The sequence below is a fragment of the Mucilaginibacter sp. SG564 genome, assembly GCF_013149275.1.
Classification (GTDB): domain Bacteria; phylum Bacteroidota; class Bacteroidia; order Sphingobacteriales; family Sphingobacteriaceae; genus Mucilaginibacter.
The window spans coordinates 481692-506600 of record NZ_JABGNA010000003.1 but is presented as its reverse complement, the minus strand read 5'-3'; the positions used below and the strand labels follow the sequence as shown (position 1 = coordinate 506600).

13 protein-coding genes are annotated in these 24909 nt (G+C 45.4%); 8 read left to right on the top strand and 5 right to left on the bottom strand.

The genetic code is table 11. The annotated features are described in order from the left end of the window. The first annotated feature begins 231 nt into the window (after nucleotides 1–231). The 6 genes from FHW89_RS09620 to FHW89_RS09595 all read left to right on the top strand — a co-directional run bounded on the left by FHW89_RS09620 (nucleotide 232) and on the right by FHW89_RS09595 (nucleotide 11063). Nucleotides 232–2868, top strand: a complete 2637-nt coding sequence (locus FHW89_RS09620; RefSeq protein WP_172334811.1) for a TonB-dependent receptor — start codon at nucleotides 232–234, stop codon at nucleotides 2866–2868. Between the two features lie 3 nt (nucleotides 2869–2871). Next, nucleotides 2872–3696: a DUF4249 domain-containing protein gene (locus FHW89_RS09615; protein ID WP_172334810.1), complete on the top strand. Its 825-nt coding sequence runs from the start codon at nucleotides 2872–2874 to the stop codon at nucleotides 3694–3696. 489 nt (nucleotides 3697–4185) lie between these two features. Next, nucleotides 4186–4791 (top strand): RNA polymerase sigma factor, encoded by a 606-nt coding sequence (locus tag FHW89_RS09610; protein ID WP_172334809.1) that lies wholly within the window; start codon nucleotides 4186–4188, stop codon nucleotides 4789–4791. A gap of 231 nt (nucleotides 4792–5022) precedes the next feature. Next, nucleotides 5023–6003 carry a FecR family protein gene (locus FHW89_RS09605; protein WP_172334808.1) on the top strand — a complete coding sequence of 327 codons (981 nt, stop codon included), beginning with the start codon at nucleotides 5023–5025 and terminating at the stop codon, nucleotides 6001–6003. Nucleotides 6004–6135: 132 nt separating this feature from the next. Then, entirely contained in the window at nucleotides 6136–9537 is a 3402-nt protein-coding gene (locus FHW89_RS09600) for a TonB-dependent receptor (protein ID WP_172334807.1), read from the top strand. 11 nt (nucleotides 9538–9548) lie between these two features. After that, nucleotides 9549–11063 carry a RagB/SusD family nutrient uptake outer membrane protein gene (locus tag FHW89_RS09595; RefSeq protein ID WP_172334806.1) on the top strand — a complete coding sequence of 505 codons (1515 nt, stop codon included), beginning with the start codon at nucleotides 9549–9551 and terminating at the stop codon, nucleotides 11061–11063. Between the two features lie 112 nt (nucleotides 11064–11175). On the opposite strand, the gene FHW89_RS09590 is transcribed toward FHW89_RS09595, so the two are convergent. Both FHW89_RS09590 and FHW89_RS09585 read right to left on the bottom strand, forming a co-directional pair. Beyond that, nucleotides 11176–12792 (bottom strand): Na+/H+ antiporter, encoded by a 1617-nt coding sequence (locus FHW89_RS09590; protein ID WP_172334805.1) that lies wholly within the window; start codon nucleotides 12790–12792, stop codon nucleotides 11176–11178. A gap of 47 nt (nucleotides 12793–12839) precedes the next feature. Continuing rightward, nucleotides 12840–15620 (bottom strand): hypothetical protein, encoded by a 2781-nt coding sequence (locus FHW89_RS09585; protein ID WP_172334804.1) that lies wholly within the window; start codon nucleotides 15618–15620, stop codon nucleotides 12840–12842. 429 nt (nucleotides 15621–16049) lie between these two features. Here FHW89_RS09585 and FHW89_RS09580 point away from each other — a divergent pair, with 429 nt between their 5' ends. Continuing rightward, nucleotides 16050–18581, top strand: coding sequence for a phosphocholine-specific phospholipase C (locus tag FHW89_RS09580; RefSeq protein WP_172334803.1), 2532 nt, complete (start codon nucleotides 16050–16052; stop codon nucleotides 18579–18581). Between the two features lie 179 nt (nucleotides 18582–18760). On the opposite strand, the gene FHW89_RS09575 is transcribed toward FHW89_RS09580, so the two are convergent. The 3 genes from FHW89_RS09575 to FHW89_RS09565 form a co-directional block, all read right to left on the bottom strand. Continuing rightward, nucleotides 18761–20200: an alpha/beta fold hydrolase gene (locus FHW89_RS09575; protein ID WP_172334802.1), complete on the bottom strand. Its 1440-nt coding sequence runs from the start codon at nucleotides 20198–20200 to the stop codon at nucleotides 18761–18763. A 67-nt stretch (nucleotides 20201–20267) separates the two neighbouring features. After that, on the bottom strand, nucleotides 20268–21074 hold the full coding sequence (locus FHW89_RS09570; RefSeq protein WP_172334801.1) for a helix-turn-helix domain-containing protein: 807 nt from the start codon (nucleotides 21072–21074) through the stop codon (nucleotides 20268–20270). Nucleotides 21075–21457: 383 nt separating this feature from the next. Next, nucleotides 21458–23008: a DHA2 family efflux MFS transporter permease subunit gene (locus FHW89_RS09565; protein ID WP_172334800.1), complete on the bottom strand. Its 1551-nt coding sequence runs from the start codon at nucleotides 23006–23008 to the stop codon at nucleotides 21458–21460. 300 nt (nucleotides 23009–23308) lie between these two features. Here FHW89_RS09565 and FHW89_RS09560 point away from each other — a divergent pair, with 300 nt between their 5' ends. After that, on the top strand, nucleotides 23309–24649 hold the full coding sequence (locus tag FHW89_RS09560) for a sugar porter family MFS transporter (protein WP_172334799.1): 1341 nt from the start codon (nucleotides 23309–23311) through the stop codon (nucleotides 24647–24649). Nucleotides 24650–24909: the final 260 nt, after the last annotated feature.

The window sequence follows — 24909 nt, the reverse complement described above, 5'->3', positions numbered from 1 at the left end:
CAAATATGATTTATTTACCCCTATCATTTAACAAACCTGCAACCATGACGTCTTAAAATTGCCCCTACACACCTATGAAAAAAAAGCCCGGCTCAGGGAAACAGAACCGGGCTTGTTATTTAAAATCCTGATCAGTCATTGCCTTCGAAACGAATGGCTGATTATTTTAAACCTCTTAAAGTTATGAAAAAAAACGGACCTCTAAGGTTCCCTAACCTGATTTATCCTTTAATGAAACTATACCAACTTTTAAGTATTTTTTTTTGTATAACCCTGATCCTTACGTTTAGCAGCCTGCGGGTTTTTGCCCAATCGCCGCTTGATAAAACAATCACCATCAAATTAAATAATGTACCATTAAAACAAGCCCTCGATAAAATAACCGCGGCCACCGGCGTACGCTTTACTTATAACGAAGCCGTTGCCGCCAGCAACATCAAATTAACCATCAATGCAAAGGCGCAAAGCCTTAAACAGGTACTTGAAGTGGCTCTGGCCAATTATCCTTATAATTATTCTCAACTGGATCAGGATATACTGATCCGCTATGACGCGACGAAGCTAAAAAAGCCCGACGCCGAACCGGCGGCAAAACCGGCAGCAGCAGGAAAGTTCACCATCAGCGGAACAATTACATCAAAACAGTCTGGGGAAACGATAATAGGAGCCAGTATACGGCTGGTAGATGGCGCGCAAGGAACTTCGACCAATGGCTATGGCTTTTATTCGATCACACTGCAGGCCGGTGACCACCAGTTGCTTGTGAGCGCCATTGGGCAGAAAACCCTGGTTGTGCCAGTTTCGCTAACACACGATCAAAGGCTTAACATCACTATGGAGGATAACGCCCAGGAGCTGCAAACGGTAACCATCACCGCTACTCAAAAAGGTGCACGCGATTTGAAAAGTCCGCAAATGGGTGTCGAGAAGCTAAACATTAAGGAAATAAATGATGTCCCCGTATTATTGGGCGAGCACGATGTGATGAAAACCATACAGCTGTTCCCTGGTATTAAATCGGCGGGGGAGGGCAGTGGTGGATTTTATGTACGTGGCGGTGCTACCGATCAGAACCTGCTGATGCTTGACGAAGCTACTGTATACAATGCATATCACCTTTTGGGTTTCTTCTCTACCTTTAACTCTGACGCTATAAAAAATGTAAGCATTTATAAAGGCGACATGCCTGCACAATACGGCGGCAGGTTATCATCGGTAATTGATGTGAAGATGAACGATGGTAACAACCAAAAGTTTGGCGTAAGCGGCGGTGTGGGTGTGATAGCGGCACGTTTAAATGTAGAAGGTCCTATTCAGAAGGGTAAATCATCCTTTCTGATATCGGCCCGGCGTACTTATGCCGATGCTTTTTTGAAGTTTTCAAAAGATACGGTGGTTAAAAATAGCCAGCTTTATTTTTATGATATCAACGCTAAAGCCAACCTGGTTTTAGGCGATAAAGACCGGGTTTATATCTCCGGATACCTGGGGAAGGATGTGCTTACTGCTAATAATGTGAACGGCATCAACTGGGGTAATACCACGGCCACCCTGCGCTGGAACCACATTTTTAACAACCGTTTTTTCTCCAATACCTCTTTTATCTACAGTAATTACGATTATGAGATTAAAGTAAAGCAGGATGTAAACACCTATAAGATCACTTCCCGCATCAAGGATTGGAATTTTAAGGAGGATATGCAATATGATGTGGGTTCGGATCATTCCTTAAGTTTTGGTGTCAACAGCGTTTATCATACCATTAAACCTGGCGAAATATCAGCCAGTGGCAACTCGGGCATCATATCACAAACGCTCGAAACCCGGTATGCCTGGGATAATGCCGCCTATGTAAGTGATACCTGGAAAGTTACAGATCGCTTTAGTTTAACTTATGGCACGCGGCTTTCGGCTTTTTCTATTATAGGTCCGGGTACTTATTATGATGTAAATGCCGATGGGGCAATAACCAATTCAACGCACTACAACTCTGGCCAGATAGTTAAAACTTACGTAAACCTGGAGCCCCGTGCGGCAGCCGCTTTCCAGTTGAATGATATCAGCTCGGTTAAGGCTTCTTATGCCCGTAACGCGCAAAACCTTCACCTCATCAGCAACTCTACCCCGGGCTCGCCAACCGATAAATGGGTAGCCAGTACCAATTTGATCAAACCCGAACTGGCCGATCAGTTTTCTGTAGGATATTATCGTGATCTGGCCGAACATAAATATGAGTTCACGTTTGAAACCTACTATAAAAAGCTGCAAAACCAGCTGGATTATCGTAACGATGCCAACATCTTTACCAACCAGCCCATTGAAACGCAGTTGCTGTATGGCAAGGGGCGTACCTACGGCGCGGAGTTTTTGCTGCGGAAAAAGACGGGTCGTTTAACCGGTTGGGTAAGTTATACCCTTTCCAAATCAGAACGGCTGATAGATGGTATCAATAACAATCAATGGTACAACGCCCGCCAGGACCGTACCCATGACCTGGCCGTGGTAGGTATTTACAAGCTGAACGACAAATGGACGCTATCGGCCAATTTTGTTTTCTATACCGGCGATGCGGTTACCTACCCAAGCGGCAAATACCAGATAGACGGGGCAACCTATTACTACTATACCAATCGTAATGCCTCAAGGTTGCCTGCCTACCACCGGCTCGACCTTGGCGCTACCAAGCAGCTTAAGAAAACCAAAAAATACAGCTCGGAGCTTAACTTTAGCTTGTATAACGCTTATGGTAACCGCAACGCTTACCGTATATTTTTCAGAGATAATAAAACAGACCCTAATAAAACAGAGGCTGTACGTACCACTTTATTTACCTACGTACCTTCTATTACTTATAACTTTAAATTTTAACACATGCATACCATACGTTTTTCGGCCATATTGATGATCCTGCTGGGGCTGCTGAGCTCCTGTGAAAAGGTTATCGACCTGAAGCTTAATAACAGCGCCCCCCAAACGGTGATAGAAGGTACGGTGAGTAATGAAGCCGGCGGTGCCAAAGTATCTATAAGCTTGTCTAAAAAATTTACCGACGACAGCTCCTTTGAAGGTATCAGCGGGGCGCAGGTAACAGTTGAAGCCGATGGCACAATTTATAATTTTGATCCTACGGCTACCGGTGTTTACCAGAATGCTACCCTTGTTGGTATACCTGGGCATACCTATCATTTAACTGTTAAGCTGAACGATAAAACCTATACATCAACCAGTACCATGCCCCAGATTGTAAAGCTGGATAGTATTTATGTGGTTGATGATGAGTTGTCTACCAATAAAGACAAAACCAAACTACGGATAGCTGTGGTGAAGTACCAGGACCCAGCCAATGTGCAAAACTATTACCGCTTTATTGAATATATTGACGGCAGAAAAGAAAAAAGCTTATTTATAGATGAAGATGAGTTTACCAATGGCCAAACGGTAAACAGCCGCCTTAATTTTAATAATGATAATGACGATCCCGCGCGTGAGATCAGGACAGGTAAAACACTCATGGTAGAGATGGAATGTATCGACGCCGCGGTTTACAAATACCTTTTTAGCCTCAACTCGGGCTCTACAGGTAATGATAACAATGCTGCGCCCTCTAACCCCACCAGTAATATTACAGGTGGAGTGCTGGGCTATTTCAGCGCCTATCCTATAACGCGTAAAACTATAACGGTACCGGCCAATTAAAATTAACAAACAAAAAAGCCCCTTCAATTGAAGGGGCTTTTTTGTTTGTTCCCTTGTCCACGAATATAATTAGGTTAAGAAAATGCTCCGCAGGAGTAAAAGCTTTGTAGTAAATAAAAAAGAAGACTAAGCATGCCGTAGGTATGCAACCTGAGTACAGTATCTACGGCACTGGTTTTGGAATCGAAATTTTTCTACAAAGCTTCAACCCCGCTGGGGTTGGCAAAATCCCTTATCTACTTGTGCTCGTTTTTAATTCCTAAACAGAGTGGCTCTGTATAGCGTAGAGATTATTAATATTTATAATTGTTTTTATAGGTATTAATGAGCTTCCTCCGGTTGCGCGTGGAGAATGTAATGTAGTATTCCCCTCTATGCGCGAAGCGGAGGGAGGGGTGACAAGCGTAGCGATGTCGGGGTGAGTCGAAAAACCGTGATATTTTATGCTGAGCTAACATTGAGTTAAAGGTGCTGATATAAGTTTGCGGCATGATGCGTGGCAGGTTTATTTCGGATACTGATTTACTGGCCCGGCTTCAGGACGATGATGAACAGGCCTTGCTCACGCTGATGCAACGCTACGATAAAGCCCTTTTTCGATATATCCTCTCCAAAACCAACTCGCTCGAAACTTCAGAAGAAGCCGTACAGGATATCTTTATTTCGCTTTGGCATAATCGCTACGCCGTGGCGATTGATGATACACTTTCACCTTATTTATTTAAAGCCGCCAAAAATAAAACCATTGATTTTTACCTGGCCGGTAATAAAAAGGTAGCTCATTTTGAAACGCTGCTGCCTGATTATGAGCACTTGGTATCCCCATCGCCAGAAAATGAAGTTATTGAAGCCGAACTGGAAGACTGGCTAAGTTCCGAAGTTGATAAAATGCCGGTCAACATCCGCGATGTGTTTAAACTAAGCCGGGTAGAGCAATTGCCAGTTAAGGAAATTGCAGGCAGGCTGGCCTTGTCTGAGCAAACGGTGAAAAATAATCTCACCATAGCCCTGAAGCGCCTGCAACTGCGCTTAAAACGGATGGAAAGTTTTCCATTGTTTTTAATTGTGCTGAAGATCATGCTTCATCTTAAGTGATCTATTTTGGATTATAGGATTTTTGGACTATGAGATTGGGGGAACAAGGAGCTAGTTTTTTGGAGAAGTGAACAAAGAAAGTCCCATAATCCCCAAGTCTTATAGTCTCAAAATCCCTCAATCCCACAGTCCCAAAATCTCATAGTCTAAAATTCAGGTAACATTTAGTTAATAAATATTTGATGATTGTTTAACGGTACTATTTTCGGTAAGTGCCGATTATATGGGCAGATGAACACAAAAGAATCTGCAGAGATCAAAGCATTATTACAAAAGTACCAAAAGGACGAATGTACACCCGATGAAAAGGCCCGGGTAGAGGCCTGGCTCGAAAAATTAAATAACCCGGCACTAAACGGCATTACCTCATCCGCCGAAGAACGTATTTTAAACCGTATCCGGAAACGGGTGCTCAAAGGCATACCGTCGCGATCGGCGGACCGGAAAATTTATATACTCCAATATCTTAAAGTAGCGGCGCTGTTATTATTGGTACCCGGCGGCTTTTTGCTGTACTCCCAATTAAAGCAACCCTCCCCGCAGGTTTTGCAGCAATACTCTACCGCTCGCGGTGAACGCAAAGTACTGATCCTGCCAGATAGTACGGTAGTAACCTTGAACTCATCATCCGTTTTAACCCTCAGCGCCGATTTTGGCGAAAAGAAGAGAATAGTAAAACTCAGCGGCGAAGGCTTTTTTCATGTAAAGCACGATGCTGCCAAACCTTTCATCGTAGCAACCGGCAACATACAAACCCAGGTATTGGGAACCCAGTTTAACGTGCATGCCTATACTAACGAAAGCGAATATAAAATAGCCGTAGTAAGCGGTATGGTAAGCGTTGGCGAGAAGAAGACTGCCGGCAAGGTGGTAACCATGGGTAAAGTGCTTACCCGAAACTTAATGCTGGTTTACAACCTTAAAGCACACGGCCATTATATTAAAACCACCGATGCCGACAAACTGAGCGCCTGGCAAAACGGTCAGCTTTATTTTGACGAAGCTACCATCCCCGAGATAGCCTCAACACTATCCCGAATGTATAATGTAGATGTGCAGTTGCAGGACAAGCCAGGTCGCAATTGCAAATACACTATCGGCTTTAACAGCCAGCCTTTAAACAAAGTGCTGCCGGTATTAAGTCAGCTTACAGGAATTACCTATCAGTACACCAACCATAAAATTTTTATTCAATCAAAAAATTGCCGATAAACTATGTAACCGTTCCCCCAAAAAAACAAAAACAGGCAGATGCGCGAACACCTGCCTGCTATATGGCTGCTGTAGCAGCAGACCATGTCATTTTTAACGATTCTTTTTATCACATAAAATAACATTATAAAAATGAGAAATCTATTACACATATTATCATTAAAAAATCACCTCAAATGGCTGGCAACCTACTGCATTGTTCTGGTTATCATCGGCGCATGCTCAACGCCTTCTTTTTCGGCGGCGGCACAAACCATGAACACCGTGCGTATCAGTCTTACCGCCAAAAATTTAAGCATTAAAAGCGTTTTCAAAATAATTGAACAAAAAACCTCTTTTAAAATTGGTTACAACTCCACCAGTTTTGATGCCGACAAAGAAATTTCCATATCGGCCAATAACGAACTGCTGATCGATGTGTTGAAAGAGTTGATCAAAGGCTACAAAGGCAACATCAGGCAGGTTGATGAAGAACATATATTATTACAGGTTGAAAAACAACAACCGGTAGTAAAAGCCAAAGAAAAAGAGCTGGTAGTAAAGGCCATCACCGTTACGGGAAAAGTAACCGACGAAAGCGGTGAAACCCTGATCGGTGTAAGCGTTGCCGTAAAAGGATCAAGCACCGGCACCATGACCGATACCGAAGGCAAGTACTCCCTGAGTACCGATGAAACTTCGATACTGGTTTTTAAATACATTGGTTATGACAGCCAGGAGGTAGCAGTAAAAGGGCAACAAAATATTAATGTGGTGCTAAAAGCTAACAGCCAATCATTAAAAGAAGTGGTAGTTATAGGCTATGGTACACAAACCCGTTCAACATTATCTGGCGCGGTATCAACCGTTGGTTTGGATAAAGTATCATCACGCTCATTCAACAACCTGCAGGAAGCTTTACAAGGCAAAGCAGCAGGTGTAGTAGTTAATAACAATGGCGGCGATCCTACCAATGCGCCTATGGTAAACATCCGTGGTTTGGGTGGTATCAACGGTGAGCAGCCTTTATATGTTATCGACGGATCGGTTTTTTATCCCGGCACCCCGGCTATTAACCCCAACGATGTAGAAGCGATTTCGGTTTTGAAGGATGCATCGGCAGCTATTTATGGTGCCCGTGCTTCTGGCGGTGTTATCCTCATCACTACCAAAAAAGGCACAAAAGGTAAAATGACTATCTCGTTTGATGCCAAGCAAGGTTTTGCTAATGCCTGGAGAAAACTGGAAGCGCTGGATGCAAAAGAATATGCCGATGTATATAACACGGCCGCAGATAATGCTGGCAAGCCACGCCTGCCGGCTTTTGATGCTACCAAATATCCCGACGGACAAATAACCCGTACCAACTGGGTTGATGAGGTCTTCAGAACAGGGCACACCCAGGATTATAACGTAAGCCTGAACGGTGGTAACGAAAAATCAGACTATTTCATGAGCTTTAATTACCGCAGAGGGACTGGTATATTATTGAATACTTATTCTGAACGTTATGCTTACCGTATCAACTCCACCCATCAGTTAAATAACTGGTTAAAAGTTGGCGAAAATTTATCTTATACCTATTCAAACGGTAGGGGTACCAACACTTTCAGCGGTTATACCGGCGCTATCCAGGCGGCTATATTTTATCCGCCAAGCATTACAGTGCGTACACCATCGGGCGCTTACTCAGGTTTGCCTATTGACTATGCAGGCTCATACGGCGATGTGGTTAACCCGGTTGCCAACCTGGAGCGTATTGATACCAGCAACCCGGTAAATACCATTATTGCTAACCCTTATTTTGAGGCAAACATCGTCAAAGGATTGAAATTCAGATCGAATTATTCCATTACCAAAAACTTCTATTATTTCAAAGGCTTTACACCGATAGTGCCCGAGGTTGGTAAACCCAGCTTAACCAATACGCTGAACGAGTCATCATCACAGGATTCTCGTTTCCTGACCGAGCAAACTTTAAACTACAAGAAATCATTGGGTAAAAACAACCTGGATGTAGTGGCCGGTTATACTTATCAGAAAAACAGCAGCATGGGGCTTTCGGCTTCCCTTTCGGGCTTTAGCAATGAAGATCCTTTGTTCCGTTATTTTATAAACGGTACAGGTACCCCGGTTCCAAAGCCAGGCGATTATAAATCTGACGAAGCTTTGATCTCCTACCTTGCCCGTGTTAATTATGATTACGATGGCAAATACCTGTTATCATTTACCGGTCGTAGGGACGGTACATCACTGGTGGCTCCCAAAAACAGGTTCCAGAATTTTGGTTCGGTATCTGCCGGATGGGTTGTAAGCCGTGAAAATTTTATGCAGTCATTAAACTGGTTAAGTAATTTAAAAATCAGGGGCAGCTATGGCATATTGGGTAACTTATCATCGGTAAGTACTACAGCGGTAAGCCCTAACCTGAGTGTGGGTAATATTTACCTGGGTTCAGATCCTGCGCAATTAAACGGTTATTACAGCTATGACCGCGCCAACCCGAACCTGACCTGGGCCCGTTCAAAACAAACTGATATTGGTTTGGATTTGGGTTTCCTGAACGAACGCATCACCTTAACTGCCGACTATTTTGTTAAAAAAACCGAAGACATGCTGATGAACATCCCTGCCGGTATAGGTTTGGGCAGTGTATGGGTTAATGGCGGCGAGGCACGCGATAATGGTATTGAAATTAGCCTGGGTTATAACAGCGATCCTAAAAAGGCATTCCATTATGGTGTAAATGCCAATGTGAGCACACTTACCAATAAATTACTCTCCTTACCTAATGGTAATACAACCATCCCGGGGGTAAGCCCAAGCGTACGCGGTTTGCTGGCACCTGCCTGGGTACAGGTTGGTCAGCCGTTGTATTCATACTACGCTATCAAAACCAATGGTTTGTTCCAGAGCCAGGCAGAGGTGGATGCTTACAAAGGTCCGAACGGGCGGCCTATCCAACCTAATGCCAAACCGGGTGATATCCGTTTTGTGGATGCCAATGGTGATGGTAAAATTAATGATAGCGACCGTCAGTTCCTGGGCAGCGCCTATCCTAAATTTACCTATGGTTTGAGCCTGAACGCCAGCTACAAAGGTTTCGATCTGAATATCTTTTTACAGGGCGTACAGGGCAATAAATTGTATAATGCTTTAAAATATACCAGCTTAAATGCCGGTGGTTTGGGCCAAAACTACAACCTGCTGAAAGATGTACTGAACGCCTGGACTCCACAACATACAAATACCACCATTCCGCGTGTAACAGCCAGCGATAACAACGGTAACTTTGGTACCAACTCCGATTTTTATATCGAGAACGGTTCATATCTGCGCTTTAAGAACGTAACCCTTGGTTATACCTTTTCACCTGCGTTGTTGACTCGTGCCGGTATCGGCAGCCTGCGTGTATATGCCACATCAAACAACCTGTTCACCATTACCAAATACAAAGGTTTTGATCCGGAGGTTGGCTTTGATAACTATGGCATCGACGTAGGTCGTTATCCGCAGTCTCGCTCATTTATTTTCGGTATCAATTTAAATCTGTAAGTAAAGCAATCATGAAAAAGATCAGCAATATTATATTAGCAATATCGGCAAGCATGCTATTGGGTGCCTGCTCCAAAAATCTGGATATCAAGCCACAAGGCGCGGTGTCTGAAAATAACTTCTGGCAAACAGCCAACGATGCTTTGCTGGGCGTAAACGCCATGTATGAACCTTTTGACGGTGAAGAGTTTTACGGGCGTGGCTACATGTGGTTCATCAATGCGAGTGATGATATGGTGACAGGCCGTATCAATACCAATGCCGATGCCATCAAAAATTTTAGTCCAACTTATTACTCCGGCGGTTATACGGTTGACCAATGGGATATGCGTTACTCGGTGATCAGGCGGGCCAACGATGTGATCAACAAGGTGCCTGCCATCAGCATGGATGCCTCTTTAAAAAACCGTTACCTGGGCGAAGCCTATTTTTTAAGCGGTTTGATGTATTTTCAAATGGCTTATAATTATGGTGATGACCGCGCCGGGCTGCCTATCATTACCCGTGCCAACAACAACGATCCAAATCCTACGCCAAGAGCGGCCAACGTTGGCGAAAACTATACCTACATCGAAGGTGAGTTAAAAAAAGCGGCCAACCTGCTGCCTTATTTTGATCAGCTGAGCCCGGCCGATCAGGGCAGGCCGCATAAGGTGGCTGCATGGGGTTATCTGGCCAAAATGTACCTGTACAAAAAGGATTATGCCAATGCCCAAAAATATGCCGACTCAGTGATCAACCAGGGTAAACGGGCTTTGTTGCCTAACTTTGCCGATGTATTTAAAGCGGCTAATAACTTCAGCTCAGAATATATTTGGTCGGCGGTGAGCACCGCAAAGGGTTCTTCCGGCTGGGGTAGTATCCTGCCAGGCGTAATGTTGGAAAACAAAGGTTGGGGACTGTTTAACGGCTGGGGCTATTATCAGCCAACCAAAGAGCTGTATGATGCCTTTGAAGCCGGTGATAAACGTCGCGAAGCCACTATCCTGAAACCGGGTGACGTATTTCAGTATTTTGGTGCTCCAAAAACTTATGCTTCGGTAAATAGTCTTTCCGGTTATCAGTTCAATAAATATATGGAGCCATTTTCTTATGCCAACCCGGTAGGTACATCTATAAGTCCTAATGGTGACCACCCAACAACTAACCTGAATGTACCGCTGATGCGCTATGCCGAGGTTATCCTGATCAAAGCCGAAGCAGAGCTAATGCAGGGTAAAAATGCCGATGCGGAGATTAACATGATCCGTCAGCGTGCGGGCCTGAAAGCTATTCAGGGTGCTACCATGGCCGATCTGAAAAACCAGCGCCGCTGCGAACTGGCTGGTGAATGGGCCGACCGTCACCGCGACCTGGTACGCTGGGGCGATGCCGCCGCAACTTATGCCAAACCGCTGCATGGTTACAATGGCTCCGTAATATGGCCTGCGCGTAACTTTAACCCGGTTGTAAACGGTGTTTGGGCAGTACCCCAAAAAGAAATCGACCGTAGCAACGGTGTTATCAAACAAAACGCTGGCTGGTAATTAAAATCAGTATATATCAAACCAAAATGGCCCGCCGGATATCCGGCGGGCCATTTTGGTTTGATAAGCTCTTTTCTCCAACGCGTCATTGCGAGGCGATGCCGGGGTGAGTCTACTCCTCCTCAAAAGAAAAATGCTGCCGCAGTTTTTCCTGTTCCAGATCGAGCAGGGCCAGTTGCTGTTTGATGATATCGTCGTTGATGTTTTCCTTTTTGTTCAATGTTTTGAGCAGGCTGCGTTGCTCATGCATCATATCTTCCAGTATCATAATATAGTCGCGGTAAAATTCCTCTGCACGACCCTTGCCATCGGCCTTGTCCCAGTCGGCCAGCAGTTCCATGTCAGCATCAATTTTTATCTTGATAGCCTTCACCATGTCGTTTTCTTTCAGATGTTTGGCGTATTTGTTTTGGAGCAGGTCCAATGTCACCATCGAAAGTTTTTTCCGTACCAGTTGCCTTTGCTGTTCAAAAGAAACGGTGTAATCAGGATCGGGCATATCTACCCATTTAATCAGCAGGGGTAGGGTGAGCCCCTGTAGTATCAGGGTAACCAAAATAACGGAGAATGTAATAAATAAAATAAGGCTCCGGTTGGGAAAAGGTGCACCCGAATGAAGCGCTACCGGGATACTCAATGCCGCCGCCAGCGATACCACACCCCGCATACCCGCCCAGCCCAATAGTAAAGGGCCTTTCCAGCCCGGGCGGTTATCGGCAGTGGTAATGTACCTGCTGATAAATACCGTAAATACACCTGCGCCAAAGGTGCTGGCCAAACGGGTAACGATCAAAACCCCCGAAATAATGGCGCTGTAACGGATAGCCGGTCCAAGTCCGTTTGGTCCCAGGTCTTTGATCACCACCGGAAATTCCAAACCGATGAGTATAAATACAAAACCATTCAGCACAAAGGCTACGGCCTCCCAAACATTGATACCCTGCAGCCGACTGCGATGGGTCAAAAAGTTGTCGCGCCTGATGGAAAGGAACAGCCCCCCGCTAACCACTGCCAGCACGCCCGAGAAGTTAAAAGCCTCGGCCGCCATATATATGGCATAAGGAGTAATAAAGGTGAGAATGATATCGATATTGGTAGTGGTAGGCATCCAGCGGTGAATGGCATAAAATACCAGCGCTATAGCCAGGCCTATCAATACACCCATCACAATAACTAGTACAAAACTCAGTGAAGCTTGCCCAAAAGCAAACGTGCCGGTAACAATAGCCGCCGCCGCGAACCTAAAGATCACCAAACTGGCTGCGTCGTTCATGAGGCTTTCGCCTTCCAGTATGGTAACCAGTCGTTTAGGTACTTTTACATTCTTGAGGATAGTAGTGGCCGATACGGCATCGGGAGGGGATACGATACCCCCAAGCAAAAAGCCCGCGGCCAGCGTAAAACCGGGGATCACATTGCTGGATACCAAAGCCACCACACCCGCGGTCAAAATAACGATGATGAAAGCGAAACTGCTGATCACCCGTCGCCATTTCCAGAAATCCTTCCAGGAAGTGCTCCAGGCGGCTTCATATAACAGCGGAGGCAAAAAGATCACAAATATCATATCAGGTTCTATCTCAATACCCCTCAACCCAGGTACAAAGCCCAGGCCCAGCCCGGCTATTACCAGTAATATGGGATAAGCTATCTTGATTTTTTGGGCCAGCATCACTATAGCGATGATAATAGCCAGCAAACAGGTATATTGAATAATAAGATGGTGCATGTAAGTTTGGATGAATTACTAAAATACAATAATATCTTAAAGATGAATTAGTGTACCTGTATCTGTTTGCTCATATAACCCAACTGCCCGTTCATGTCGGTACCTTCTATGATGATATGGTACATTGCGGCCTTGTTCGCGTTATAAAAAGAAACCATGGCCTTCCCGGCTGTATCCGTAACAACACTGGGCTGCCAGTGAATGGTCGACCGCAGATCGGGCTGGGGTGATGTGTTTTTAACAGTATACCTGGGCCGGTAAAACTGTTTGGGCAGTGTAAATGGCAGTGGTTTATAAATATACATGCCCGGTGTTTTTTTCATGAAAGGCCCGGCGCCCGAGTGGGTGGTTATTTCTACATAAACTATCTGGGTGCCATAATCAAGCGGGGGTAATAGCTTGCTGGAATATGCACCGCCATATTTGGCGCTGTACATTACCTCGATGCCTTTAATATCTTCGGCGGCATAATAATCCAGGTAGGTTCTCAGGAACTGGAAGCGCTCCTGACCCTCGGGCCCTTTTGCCGATCCATTGTAAAACCATTCCACATCCATCCCGTCAAATATAAAGCGGATCTTTTTATCCTTGACCATATAATAAGTAAATATGGGGCGGCCAAATGGTGATGGCGACCACATCCCTGTAAAGTGGTAACCCTTGATTCGTTTTTCGAGCAGATCGGCCAGTGTTTGTTTACCGGCTTTGTCCATATCCGCTTCGTCCAGTATTTGGTCGGCCTCCCCGGCTCCGTTGAGGTTTTTGGAGCCGGTTATGATCCTTTTATCTTTAATATGAACAGTTTTTAAAACATGACCGTACAGCTTTTCGGCTTCCTGCCTGGTGGCTATCTGCTTGTTAATCTTTTGCAGCAGCAGGGTATCGCTGTTTACATACCAGGGCGTAACGCGCTCTGCAGGGGCAAATACAGGTGGTTTAAACTCATCTACATCAACGCCCACATTAAAGCTCCTGCCGCGTTTGTTGCGGGCCTGTATCAAAAATACAGCGGTATCTATAGGCGTAATGTTGTCAAACACAAAGCGACCGTTCTTATCCGTCACCGTATCGGTAATGATCACCGGCTTTTTGGAGAACAGGGTAACGCCCGATTTTTCGACTGGTTTGTTAAATATATTGCTCACCCTGCCTTGTATGGTAAACTGAGGTTCGGCGGCAAAGCGCGGGGCGGTTTTTGGAGCCGAAAGCTGTTTCCAGTTATAACCCACCCAGCCCTGGGTAAGCAGCAGGTTATCCAACGCGGCCACCTTTTCTGCACTGTTACCGGTAAAATAATAGCCTGGCTTTTCAACGTTACCTTTCAAGTCGGCGGTGAACAGCATGTTGTTAATAATGTTGCTCCCGATGCTATCAGTTTGTACCTGGCTATCGTCGGTTACCGCTACAGAAAAGCTCCCTCTTACCGGTTTCCCTGTTTTATCGGTTACGTTGATGTGCAGGGCCACGCTATCATGCGGCGCGAAAACCGGCCTATCGGTAGCAGCATCGATCCTGAGCGCATCCTGATGATCGATATACACCATACGTTCGTTCCGTGGTTCGCCAGCCAGGTTAAGTAGGGTAAAGCGGGCAATACCGGTAGGGAATCTGTCGGTAGCTATATGTTTATTAACCGTGATGCTGCCCGGCGGCACGTGGGCGGCATAACAGATCACCCCTCTTGATTCGCCTATAAGAGAGTAGCCCATGGATGCATCATCCCTAACGGCTATTCTTACCTGTAAAGAGTCGGGCCCCAGTTGATCAATCCGCAGATTAGTACCTGCCGACTGCACTGCGGGCAAAGGATAGTTTTTGGATACACCGTTTGGCAGATCCATGGCTGCCGCGTAAGTTTCGCCCGCCTGGGGTGTAAACTCAAACGCACCCATGCCCCCATGCAAGGCTTTGAAAGCGGCTACCGTTTGCTGCTTGTCGTTTATGATTTTGCCCGATACATTTACGCTCTTGCCATCATCGGCAATAGCCTTAAAGCCAACACGGTTTACTATACCTGCCGTAAGTGTGCCGCCTTCTGGCATCAGTTGCAGATCGGTATTTTCGGGTTTGTTGAGGCCGACCGGAATCATGAGGGCGGCGGTAGTATCGCCGTCAACCACTTCACGGGCCTGTATAAGCAGGTTTTTACTGCGTGCACGTTCTGCCGAAAGGGAAAAATTCAGGTTGATCTTGCCCTCCACATCCGTGGCCGATTTGTTTCTGAGTAATGATCTTTTGCCATCCATTACCTGCAGCTGCATATCCTTTAAGCGCTGCGGTTCGCCGCTTATATTAAGCAATTGCAGCCGGGCATCTATATTGCTTTTGCCATCGGTAGCGGTTTCCCTGAAAGCGGTTTTAACCACACGAGGCAGCCCGTCGAGCGGCGAAACAAAGATGTCTTTTTTAAAAACATAGTCTTCGCCAAAGTTGAGCATCCAGCTGGTGTAGGCCCGAAGGGTATAAGCGCCGGGTGGAATGTCCCTGTCGTCGAGCGTGATGTTGCCCCAGCTTAAGCCCGATATCACCGGGATCATCATTCGTTTTACCGGGCGGTTATCATCATCAAGCTCCACATAAAGCAAGCCGCTGCGGTGCGACGGTTTAAAATAGTCGGCATCAAAAAGGTAGGCTTTAAACCAGATGGTGTCGCCCTGGGTATAAGCGGGTTTATCGAGCCGTAAATATACTTTCTCGATGGGCCATTGTTTCCGGAAGTTCTGAGCCGAGCTGATCAGCGAATCAAGGCTGGGTTTCGACTGGCAAAACGCAAACGTAGTATACAATAAAAATAAAGCCAGGAGGCAAAGCCGCTTCAAAAGGTTCATACGATGGATAGGTCTTGGAAATGAATACAATATCTGTATTTTTTGAAAAGAAAGTATAACCGGCTCAAAATGATACGTGTATTTGTAACAACTATTATACGTTAGATGCATAGAGTTAACTCCTAATTAACCTAAATTTAAATATCTGAGAAGATATTTGGGGGCTTTGCTTAAGGGGCATTGCGCATAATAGACTCACCCGGTCTGCGCTTCGCTGGAGAATAAAAAAAGTTTGTCATGCTGAACGCAGCGAAGCATCTATTGTTGAACTTTTCAATTGTAGAATAGATCGTTCGTTCCTCAGGATGACAAAAAAGAAATAAAATTCCCCTCTATGCGCGAAGCGGAGAGAGGGCTGACAAGCGCAGCGATGTCGGGGTGAGTCAACACGCTAACCCTTCTACAACTAATAAAACAACATATCAACCCATGGATTCACGTAGAGATTTTCTAAAAAAAGCAGCTTTATTATCAGGCAGTGCAGCAATAATGAGTGTGATGCCACCCGCCATACAAAGGGCGCTGGCCATTAACCCGGAACCGGGCAGTACATTTTTGGATGCCGAGCACATTGTAATACTGATGCAGGAAAACCGCTCGTTCGATCATTGTTTTGGTACGCTTCAGGGTGTACGTGGTTTTAACGATCCGCGCGCCATCCGCCTGCCCGATCAGAAACCCGTTTGGCTGCAAACCGATGCCGTGGGCAATACTTATAGTCCTTTCCGTTTGGATATAAAAGATACCAAGATCACCTGGATGGGTTCATTACCGCACTCACGCGCCAGCCAGGTTGATGCCAATAACCTGGGTAAGTACGATCAATGGCTCACCGCCAAAAAATCGGGCAATAGGAACTACGCCGATATGCCGCTTACCCTGGGCTATTATACCCGGGAGGACCTGCCTTTTAACTACGGCATGGCCGATGCTTTTACCGTGTGCGACCAGAATTTTTGCTCGGCCATGACCAGCACCACGCCCAACCGCTCTTTCTTCTGGACGGGTAAGATCACTCACGAAAAAGATGGCATCCCGAAAGCCAATATCCGTAATACTGATTATAGCTATGGCGATATGCCCTGGGAAACTTTCCCCGAGCTGTTACAGCAAAACAATATCCCCTGGAAATTTTATCAGAACGATCTGAGCTGTGGCGGAGGTTTTGAACGAGAGGAACGTGCCTGGCTGGCTAACTTTGGCTGTAACCTGCTGGAGTTTTTTAAAGCCTACAACGTTAAGTTTTCTGAACGGAATATCAAAAGTTTGCAAAAGCTGGTACAGGATCTGCCTGATCAGATCAATAAGTTGCAGGAAGCAACACCTGCCGATGAACAGGCGGCCATCAAAGCGCGCGAAAGTATCCGCAAAAAACAAGAGGTACTGGATAATGCCCAGCGCGATCTGGCCCGCTGGAACCAGGATAGCTACAATAAACTAAGCGATAAAGAAAAAGCCCTTTACCGTAGCGCCTTTGTGATCAACTCCGGCGACCCGGATTTCAGGAGTATTGCCGAGCTTACTTACCAGGATAATGGCAAGGAGCGCAAGGTTACCGTGCCCAAGGGCGATCTGCTGCACCAGTTCCGTAAGGATGTGAACACCGGTAAACTGCCAACCGTGTCATGGCTGGCTGGTCCGGAGAATTTCTCCGATCACCCAACTGCCCCCTGGTATGGCGCCTGGTATGTATCTGAAGTATTGGATATCCTGACCAAGAATCCTGAAGTGTGGAAAAAAACCATATTTATTGTTACTTATGATGAGAATGACGGCTACTTTGACCACGTTCCTCCGTTCTCTATCCCCGATGCCAAGATCCCGGGCACGGGTAAATGTTCGGCCGGTATCGAAACCGAGATAGAACACGTGCGCCTGGAAAATGAACTGAAACAGGGTATCCCTAAAAACCAGGCCCGTGAAGGCGCTATTGGCTTGGGTTTCCGTGTGCCGATGATGATCGCTTCGCCGTGGAGCAGGGGCGGGCAGGTGTGTTCGGAAGTGTTTGATCATACCTCTACGCTGCAGTTCCTGGAAACATTCGTCAACAAAAAATACAAAAAGGATATCAGGCTGGGCAATATCAGCGAATGGCGCCGTACCATTTGTGGCGACCTGACATCGGCCTTTGTTCCCTACAACGGCAATCAACTGGGCGAAATTCCATTCCTTGATCGCAATAAAAATGTAGAAACCATTTATAACGCCAGGTTCAAAGAGCAACCAATAGCGTTTAAAAAGCTGTCGGCCGATGAAATAATGAAGATCAGCGCGCAGCCATCCCTGATCACCCTGCAGGAAAAAGGAATCAGAACATCCTGCGCCCTGCCTTATGAATTATATACCCACGGCGGTTTAAGAGCTGATAGAAAAAACTTTGAGATCCAGTTTAAAGCCGGTAACGAAGTGTTTGGCAAAAACGCGGCAGGCTCGCCTTTCACCGTATCTGTACCGGTTAAATACAATGACGAGCTGAGCAAAAACGAGATCTCCCGTAACTGGAGTTTCGCGGTTAAAGCAGGCGATCAGCTGAACTACAACTGGCCTTTAGCGGCCTTTGAGAACGGCAGGTATCACCTTCGGGTGAATGGTCCAAATGGTTTCTTCAGGGAATTTATAGGTACCCAGGAAAACGCAGGTCTGGAAGTTACCTGTGTTTATGAAAAAAACAAGATCAATCCATCAAAGCTAACCGGCAACGTTTTGCTGAGTCTGGTTAACAATGATGCTCAAGCGCATACCGTTACCATTCATGACCATGGCTACAAAGCCGCCGATATCACCAAAACCATCCCGGCCAACAGCAAGGTTGATGTAGTGCTAAACCTGGCTAAAAACTACAACTGGTACGATTTCAGCGTAAAGCTCAGCGGCGATAACAACTTTGAACAACGCTTTGCCGGTCGCGTCGAAACCGGCACCGCCACCAAAACCGACCCAGTAATGGGAAGGGAGGTGTAAGGCGATATTCTTGATATGTCATTGCAGCGTGGACAACCGACCGGAGGGAGCTCATTAATACCTTTAAAAAACAATCAATAGTATTAATAATCTCCTCGCGTTTATGCTCACCAACGAGAATAGCTACGAGATTGCTTCGTCGTACCACCTCGCAATGACATGATTTTATTAACACCCCATCACTCCACAATCAAATTTTTAGATTGGGATGCGAGTGGCTTGTAGGGATTAGCCAAAAAAAGATTTACGTAATCCGTTCCATCAACAGAAAAACCCGGGGCATGCCCCTTATTGTGTATAATAAGCAGTTGGCTATTAGGCATAGATCGTTTAATTAACCGGTTATAAAACGGTCTGCAATCGGGGTCAATGTCGCCGGCCGAGATCAATGCCGGAACGCTGGAATAAACAGGCTGTTTGGCAATTGCTGGTTCGGGCTTTACCTGCCAGCAACTGCATATGGCATGGTTTACATTGTTAAAAGGATACCCGGCTAACCATGGCAGTACCTGGTCCTGTTGTTTTCCTAACAGTGGGTCGGCATAGTCTATCTGCTCCGAGCAATAAACAGAATACCGCATACCCAGGGAAATATGGGTGTCGCCTGCAAAATAGCCATCCAGCACTTCCCGCACATATTTATCGCGGCGACCTGCTATCAGGTCGATCATTACACCCGGTACGGTATTAACCTGACTGGAATTCATCCGGTTTATTACCGCGTCGAGCAATTCATTTTTGGTGTAGCTTATACGAATACTTTTACTGCTATCTTTTTCCTGGTAGGCAAGGGTAAATTTTTTGCCGGTGATGGAGGCGAAATACTGATGAAAATCTGACCTTAAATTTTTATATTTTGTATCAGCAGAGTCCGCTTCACAATTGCGGAATACCTGCTCCAGCGCCTCGTTGATATTGAATAAAGCGTGTTCTTCAAAGTTTACATAACCTGGAAGCGGTGAATTTAAAATCAGGGTACGAACACCTTCGGGATGGTTCCGGGCCACGGTAAGCATCAAACCTCCGCTATAAGATATTCCCACCAGGTTAAGCGAATCGATATTTAACGCTAATCTTAAATCATTGATATCTTCGGCGCTTTCGATAGTATTGTACGCCGATAGGTCGATACCTTGCTGTACAAAGTTGGTCCGGCATTGCTTAACTGCTGCTAATACTAAACTATCCCTGTTTTTCCCTTCCCGGTAACTACGTTTAATGGCCGATGCTACCTCCATGCAATCCAGGCAGGGTTTTGCACGTTTGGTGCCTCGTTGATCAAAAGCGATAAAGCCGCCATAGGCTAGCCAGCCGGAATTATAGCTGATACTGTCAATATTTGCTGTTGTGCTGTAACCTGGTCCGCCGGTTGTGTAAAGTGTGATGTTTTTACGCGCATCCTGATCCGGTCGGCGTACAAATAAAAACGGGACCTTTACCTTTCGTCCAGTCGGTTTATTTCTGTTTTCGGGTACAACCAGGTAGCCTGTTTTTAAAATTAAGCGGGAGTCTGCTTTAACCATTCCGGGAAAAGGCTCAATAACAGGTTTGTACTTTTGGCTGTAGAGGTTCTGGCAAAGACACGTGGCAAAAAGCAAGGCAACAAATAATTTTTTCATGAGTGCTGTTTAGCATACAAATAAAAGGAATGATATTACCCGCCGAAAGTAAAAAACGGACAAATTATCACAGATGCTTTGTGAGCCTTTGGCCGGTAAAGTTAACGATGTCCTTATGAAAATGGCTCAGATCATAATAACCATAATCCATCGGGATAAAGTTTTCTTTATCCTTCATAAAGGATGTTAACGCAATTCTGCCCCGCAGAATAGAAAAGTAATTTTTAGGAGAGATACCAATTACCCTGTTGAAATAACGGTTGATGGTTTTGGAGGTAATAAACAATTTTTCGGCAACCTGAGATGTATTTAATTGCATACCCGCGGCCCGATATTCGCCAATACTATCATTAACCATTTTTACATAATGATCCTGGTTATTTAATTGATGGTACGCCGCTAAGAGGTAAGATTGAACAATTTGTACCCTTTCTTCAAAACTAATGGGTTGTTTTATTTTTTGGAGCAACTGCCAGGGCAAAACCTGGTGGAGGGGAATGATCTTGTCCATAACCCAAACCTGGTTTAAGCCCAGAATGGCCTCCAGGCCACCGGGATTAAATTTGACTGTAAATATATTATCGGCGGGGAGTTTGTGCCGGGTTACATCCTCATTGCGCAATATTAAAATGTCCTCGTCTCCTTTTACATAGTGACGGGTATTTTTTAGATCGATATAATACGGACTGCCCAGGTTAATATAAAAGGTAGGCGTCCAGCTGGGGAACATTTTTACGGTAGAAAATTCATGTTTTATATCCTGGGCGGAATGATCTAAAACCGATTGGGAGTAAAATTCAATATGCGGAAGCAGTTCTTCGCAAGGCCTGCTGAACATATATATTTTACGGATATCCTGGAATATCTCAACCATGCCTTATTCAGATTAACGATATCCGTAAAAATAACCTATTCCAGCAAAATTTAAAAATGGAGGATAATGGTATGGCTGGATTGGATAACACATTAAGTCATCATGAACTTGTTTCAGGATCCCACAGGACAGATTCAGCTTCATGTCACACACTTGGTTTGTGGGGTGCCGAAACAAGTTCGGCATGGCTGAATTTTATTGATTATTTGATAGCCAATAAATTAATACTTTTTAAAGTTTTTAAAACGGTTCAAAACCATATCGAAATTTGTTAAAAGCGATATCATCAATGTTTTTGGGCTCGTTTCTGAATGTTTTTTGCCCGTTTTTGATCAAGAAAATGTTAAAATCCATGGTTTAAAAAGTCTTTTCAACCCCAAATGTTAATGATCTGATGAGGGGATAACCAGCGGTTTCTTCTTATCGCGTTTAGCCACAAAAAGCAATAGCGGCAGTACAATGGCAAAAAACAAACCGATCAGGAAAAAACCATCCAGGTAGCTGGAAAAGGACGATTGCTGAACCACCACTTTCTCAACCAACAGCATAGCCTTCTGTTTAGCATCCAGTAAACCGAAGCCTTTTTGTATGAAAGACGCGGCATAACCATTTATCCGGTTAATAAACGCGGGATTATCGGGTGTAATGTGGGTGATCAGGTCCATGCGGTGCGAGGCTATGCGCCGGGCTACATAGGTATTAATGATGGAAATACCAAACGAGCCACCCAGTTGCCGCATCATATTATTAAAAGCGGTTCCCTGGGGCATATCCTTGAGTTCCAATGATGATACGGCCAGAGTACCCAAAGGGACGGTTAACAAGGCCATGCCTATCGCCCTGAAAATGAGGTTTAGCGTAATATCGATGGCCGGTGTTTCCAGGTTGATCCTCGACATCGACCAGTTGAAATATATAAAACACATAAAACCAAAAAACACAATCAGCGCCGCCGAAACGCCCTTTTGCAAAAGCTTACCGGTGACTACCAAAGCCAATACCGCCACGATGGAGCCGGGTAAAAGTAAAAGTCCGGATTGGGTAGGGGTAAAATTAAGCAGGCGCTGTGCTACCACAGGGGTCAAATAAATGGAAGTATACATACCCATACCCGTGATAAAAGTAAGCACAGCCGCAATACTTAACGATCTGAACCGGAGGATACGCAGGTTCACCACAGGATTTTCGGTATACAACTCCCAGATAATAAAGGTGGTAAGCGCCAGGCTGGCCACCACAGTTAAAAAAACGATATACCCGGCAGAAAACCAATCGTCGGTTTCACCGCGCTCCAGCACCACCTGTAAGGAGCCAATGCCTACGATGAGCAGGATGATACCTGTCCAGTCGATATGTTTGATCTTTTGCCTGATAGCGGGCTCGTGCAGCAAGAAGTAGCAGGAGATCGCGGCAGCTATGCCAATGGGAATGTTGATATAAAAGATCCATGGCCAGGAGAAATTTTCGGTGATATAACCACCCAATGTTGGCCCAATAGTTGGCCCGATGAACACACCAATACCAAACAAGGCGCTCGCGGTGGCTTGTTTCTCCTTTGGGAAAAGCTCATAAACCACCGTTGCCGAAACGGAAAGCAGCGCGCCGCCTCCCAAACCCTGCAAAAACCGGAAGCTCACCAGCTCCCATATATTAGTGGCGTTACCGCACATAAATGAGCAAAAGGTAAACAGAATAATGGAGCCGATGTAATAATTGCGGCGGCCAAGGTTGTTCACCAAAAAGCTGGTCATGGGGATAATGATCACGTTGGCGATGGCGTAGGAGGTGATCACCCAGGAAATATCTTCGAGTGTGGCGCCCAGGTTACCGCTCATGTAGTTGAGCGCTACGTTCACAATGGAGGTGTCAATCAGTTCCATAATAGCGGCGGCTATTACCGTGATGAGGAGGATTTGTCGTTTGATGGCGTTCATAATATATATTATACCAATCGGTATATTTTTGGATAAATTTTTTTAGTGATCAGTTATATGGATAGATTGAAAATATGACCAGATTTTTTTCATGATGCAAATATATACCAATCGGTATATTTTGAATGCGCTTCAACCATTTAAATAACAATTTGCTGACAAAAAGCAGATGGCTAAAAATGAACGGCCTAAATGTGCAGGGGAATTATATATTTGTAAAGCGTCGATTTTAGCACTGCTAAATCGAGTTTATAAACCAATTACCCCGGCTTGGGGCTTTACCGTTAACCACTCTGCTTTATGAAAAGTTATACCATTTTAATTTCTATTGTGGCTGCCCTGGGCGGACTATTATTTGGCTTTGATACCGCCGTAATAGCGGGCTCGTTGCAATATCTCAAACCCGTTTTTTCGCTCAGCGACGCAGAAGTTGGTTTGGTAGTAGCGGCTGCATCCATAGGCTGTATCCCTGGAGCCCTGTTTGCCGGTAGCCTGGCAGATCAGTTCGGACGAAAGAAATTGATGATCGTAACCTCTATATTATACATCATCGCTGCTTTGGGGAGTGGCATCGCGGGTAGTTATGTGCAATTGGTGGTGTACCGCTTTATAGGCGGGGTAGCCATCGGTATGGCATCAACCCTGGCGCCTATTTATATATCAGAAGTGGCGCCGCCAAAATTTAGGGGCAGGTTGGGTATGCTGCAGCAACTTGCCATTGTAACGGGTATTTTGCTGTCGTTCATCTCCAATTATGTGATAGCTAAAGCGCCTTTCGGTTTTTTAAATGATGGAAATATCTGGCGCTATATGCTGGCCGCGGCGGTGGTGCCTTCGGTTATTTTCTTTATCCTGCTGCTGCTGGTACCCGAAAGTCCGCGCTGGCTCATCGCCAAAAACAAAATAAAAGACGCTCAGCGCGTGTTTGATCATATCTATTCCAAAACCGAAAGCGTGGAGCAGGTTGAGCTGGTTAGTAAGGATATAGCAACGGAAGATACTTCGGCCCTGAAAGAAGTATTTACCCCGCGTTTCCGAAAAGTGGTGATCATCGGCCTTGTATTTGCCTCCATAGCCCAGCTTACAGGTATCAATATCGTATTTTACTATGCACCTCTTATATTTGAAAAAGTACATGTAGGCGGTAGCGTATTATTCCAAACCATGTTAACCGGTGTGGTTAATCTGATATTTACCATCCTGGCTTTCCCGCTGATTGACAGGCTTGGGCGTAAAAAGCTGTTGCTCGTCGGCTCGGTGATCATGGGGCTTTGCATGTTTGTGCTGGCTGCGCTGTTTCATTTCGACATGCTGCATAACTACTTTGTACTGCTAACCATATTTGTTTACATAGGCGGTTTTGCCTGTACCTGGGGCGTAGTGCTGTGGGTGTACGTGGCCGAGATATTCCCCAACCGGGTTCGTGGTACGGCAACATCTATTGCGGTGTTTGGTAACTGGGTGGCCAATTCCATCGTTTCGCTTACCTTCCCGGTGATGCTTGCGCAGCTGGGGCCAGTGTATACCTTTGGGGTTTATGGCATCATCAATATCAGCATGGTATTGTTTGTGAGCCGCTATGTGTTCGAAACCAAAGGTGTTCCGTTGGAGAGGATAGAGGAGTTGTATGCTAAGGTTTAAGGCTTGTGGGATAAAAGCCTTGCCCCTGCTTTTCCTCCACGCGTCATTGCGAGCGTAGCAATCCCCGACTTACAGAGACGTTCCGTATACCGGGGATTGCCACGTCGTTCCTCCTCGCAATGACGCATGGGGAAAAAACGGGGTGAGTCGATACCATACAACAATTTAAAATACACCCAAATAACCCATCGATCATACTTTTTTCCGTAACTTTAGGTTATTCACATTGATATGTTCCGGCGTTTACAGAATTGGGTCAA

Excerpts from the sequence above, each read along its gene's own strand:
- FHW89_RS09570 (WP_172334801.1), bottom strand. The coding sequence starts at position 21,074 with ATGGTTGAGATATTCCAGGATATCCGTAAAATATATATGTTCAGCAGG.
- FHW89_RS09605 (WP_172334808.1), top strand. The coding sequence starts at position 5,023 with ATGAACACAAAAGAATCTGCAGAGATCAAAGCATTATTACAAAAGTAC.
- FHW89_RS09565 (WP_172334800.1), bottom strand. The coding sequence starts at position 23,008 with ATGAACGCCATCAAACGACAAATCCTCCTCATCACGGTAATAGCCGCC.
- FHW89_RS09610 (WP_172334809.1), top strand. The coding sequence starts at position 4,186 with ATGATGCGTGGCAGGTTTATTTCGGATACTGATTTACTGGCCCGGCTT.
- FHW89_RS09580 (WP_172334803.1), top strand. The coding sequence starts at position 16,050 with ATGGATTCACGTAGAGATTTTCTAAAAAAAGCAGCTTTATTATCAGGC.
- FHW89_RS09590 (WP_172334805.1), bottom strand. The coding sequence starts at position 12,792 with ATGCACCATCTTATTATTCAATATACCTGTTTGCTGGCTATTATCATC.
- FHW89_RS09615 (WP_172334810.1), top strand. The coding sequence starts at position 2,872 with ATGCATACCATACGTTTTTCGGCCATATTGATGATCCTGCTGGGGCTG.
- FHW89_RS09575 (WP_172334802.1), bottom strand. The coding sequence starts at position 20,200 with ATGAAAAAATTATTTGTTGCCTTGCTTTTTGCCACGTGTCTTTGCCAG.
- FHW89_RS09620 (WP_172334811.1), top strand. The coding sequence starts at position 232 with ATGAAACTATACCAACTTTTAAGTATTTTTTTTTGTATAACCCTGATC.
- FHW89_RS09585 (WP_172334804.1), bottom strand. The coding sequence starts at position 15,620 with ATGAACCTTTTGAAGCGGCTTTGCCTCCTGGCTTTATTTTTATTGTAT.
- FHW89_RS09595 (WP_172334806.1), top strand. The coding sequence starts at position 9,549 with ATGAAAAAGATCAGCAATATTATATTAGCAATATCGGCAAGCATGCTA.
- FHW89_RS09560 (WP_172334799.1), top strand. The coding sequence starts at position 23,309 with ATGAAAAGTTATACCATTTTAATTTCTATTGTGGCTGCCCTGGGCGGA.
- FHW89_RS09600 (WP_172334807.1), top strand. The coding sequence starts at position 6,136 with ATGAGAAATCTATTACACATATTATCATTAAAAAATCACCTCAAATGG.